Annotated in this window: 3 protein-coding genes; all 3 read left to right on the top strand. The window is 63.3% G+C overall.

The window, feature by feature from the left end:
* Positions 1-3 precede the first annotated feature (3 nt).
* Entirely contained in the window at positions 4-630 is a 627-nt protein-coding gene (locus ACQKDV_RS19335) for an NADH-quinone oxidoreductase subunit J (RefSeq protein WP_427785842.1), read from the top strand.
* Positions 627-932, top strand: coding sequence for an NADH-quinone oxidoreductase subunit NuoK (nuoK, locus tag ACQKDV_RS19330; protein ID WP_053519917.1), 306 nt, complete (start codon positions 627-629; stop codon positions 930-932). The genes ACQKDV_RS19335 and nuoK overlap by 4 nt, the downstream gene beginning before the upstream one ends.
* A 7-nt stretch (positions 933-939) precedes the next feature.
* Positions 940-1,782 (top strand): proton-conducting transporter membrane subunit (locus ACQKDV_RS19325; protein WP_427785841.1); only part of this gene is annotated, 843 nt, incomplete at its 3' end.

The raw sequence follows: 1,782 nt of genomic DNA, 5'->3' as shown, positions 1-1,782 counted from the left end.
CTGATGGTCTATTCGGGCTTCCGCTTCGTGCAGGCCGCCGCCAAGGCCGGGCTGCAGTACGCCGTGCTCTGCCTGGTGCTGACCTTCTTCTCCATCGCCTGCGTGTGGCTGCTGGTGGGTGCCGAGTTCCTCGGTGTCGCGCTGGTGCTGGTCTACGTCGGTGCGGTGATGGTGCTGTTCCTGTTCGTGGTGATGATGCTCGACATCGACCCCACGAACCTGCGTGAGGGCTGGGTGCGCTACCTGCCGGTCGGCCTGATCGTGGCCGTCGCCATGCTGGTGCAGATGCTGATCCTGATCGGGGTGAAGGGCAGGGCGGTCAACGCCTTCCCGGCCGACAACGCTGCGGCCCTGGCTGCGGACACGTCCAACATCACCTGGCTGGCCCGCAGCCTGTTCACCGAGTTCCTGCTGCCGTTCGAGTTCGCCGCCGTCATCCTGACCGTGGCCGTGGTTGCCGCCGTCATGCTGACCCTGCGTCGCCGTACCGGCGTGAAGAGCCAGAACCCGGGCGACCAGACCATGGTCAAGGCCGGCCAGCGCCTGCGCATGGTCAAGATGGACGCCGAACAGCCGCTGGTCCACAGCACCACCAAGCCGGTCGCGGGCGACGAGGAGACCCAGGCATGATCACTCTCGGCCATATCCTGGCACTGGGCGCGGTGCTGTTCTGCATCAGCCTTGCCGGCATCTTCCTCAACCGCAAGAACATCATCGTGCTGCTGATGTCCATCGAGTTGATGCTGCTGTCGGTGAACATCAACTTCGTCGGTTTCTCGCGCCAGCTGGGCGACCCGTCAGGCCAGCTGTTCGTGTTCTTCATCCTGACCGTCGCCGCTGCCGAGGCCGCCATTGGCCTGGCGATCCTGGTGACCCTGTTCCGCACCCGCCGCACAATCAATGTCGGCGAAGTCGATTCGCTGAAGGGCTGATCCACAGATGGAAATCACTCTCTCCAAGAGTCTGTTGATCGCAGTGGTGCTTGCACCGCTGTTCGGCAGCATCATCGCCGGCCTGTTCGGTCGCCAGGTCAAGCGCTTCGGCGCCCAGACCGTCACCATCCTCGGTGTGGCCATCAGCTGCGCCCTGTCGATGTACACCCTGTACCAGCTGGTCTGGGGGGGGGCGCAGCCGTTCAACCAGAACCTGTACACCTTCTTCGAAGTGGGCCAGTACTCGGCCCACGTCGGCTTCATGGTCGACAAGCTGACCGCGATGATGATGGTGGTGGTGACCTTCGTGTCGCTGCTGGTCCACATCTACACCATCGGCTACATGGAAGAAGACCCGGGCTACCAGCGCTTCTTCAGCTACATCTCGCTGTTCACCTTCTCGATGCTCACCCTGGTGATGAGCAACAACTTCCTGCAGCTGTTCTTCGGCTGGGAAGCGGTGGGCCTGGTGTCGTACCTGCTGATCGGTTTCTGGTTCAAGCGCCCGACCGCGATTTTCGCCAACATGAAGGCGTTCCTGGTCAACCGCGTCGGTGACTTCGGCTTCCTGCTGGGTATCGCCGGCGTGCTGTGGGTGTTCGGCACCCTCGATTACGCGCAGGTCTTCTCGAAGGCCGGCGCACTGGCCAGCCCCGAAGCCACGATGCAGATCTGGGACGGCACCGTGTTCGGCATGCAGCTGCTGAGCGAGCCGGTTGTCTGGTCGATCGCCACCGTCATCTGCATCTGCCTGTTCATCGGCGCCATGGGCAAGTCGGCCCAGGTCCCGCTGCACGCCACCGCGATGGCGGCCAGCGAACAGGTGTTGATGCCCAGGTTCGATGGCTAC

This window comes from Stenotrophomonas sp. NPDC077659 (assembly GCF_050268705.1).
Classification (GTDB): Bacteria; Pseudomonadota; Gammaproteobacteria; order Xanthomonadales; family Xanthomonadaceae; genus Stenotrophomonas.
This window is presented reverse-complemented; position numbering and strand designations above follow the sequence as displayed.

What these genes read in the sequence shown, in the direction of transcription:
- ACQKDV_RS19335 (WP_427785842.1), top strand. Translation starts at nt 4, where the DNA reads ATGGTCTATTCGGGCTTCCGCTTCGTGCAGGCCGCCGCCAAGGCCGGG.
- nuoK (WP_053519917.1), top strand. Translation starts at nt 627, where the DNA reads ATGATCACTCTCGGCCATATCCTGGCACTGGGCGCGGTGCTGTTCTGC.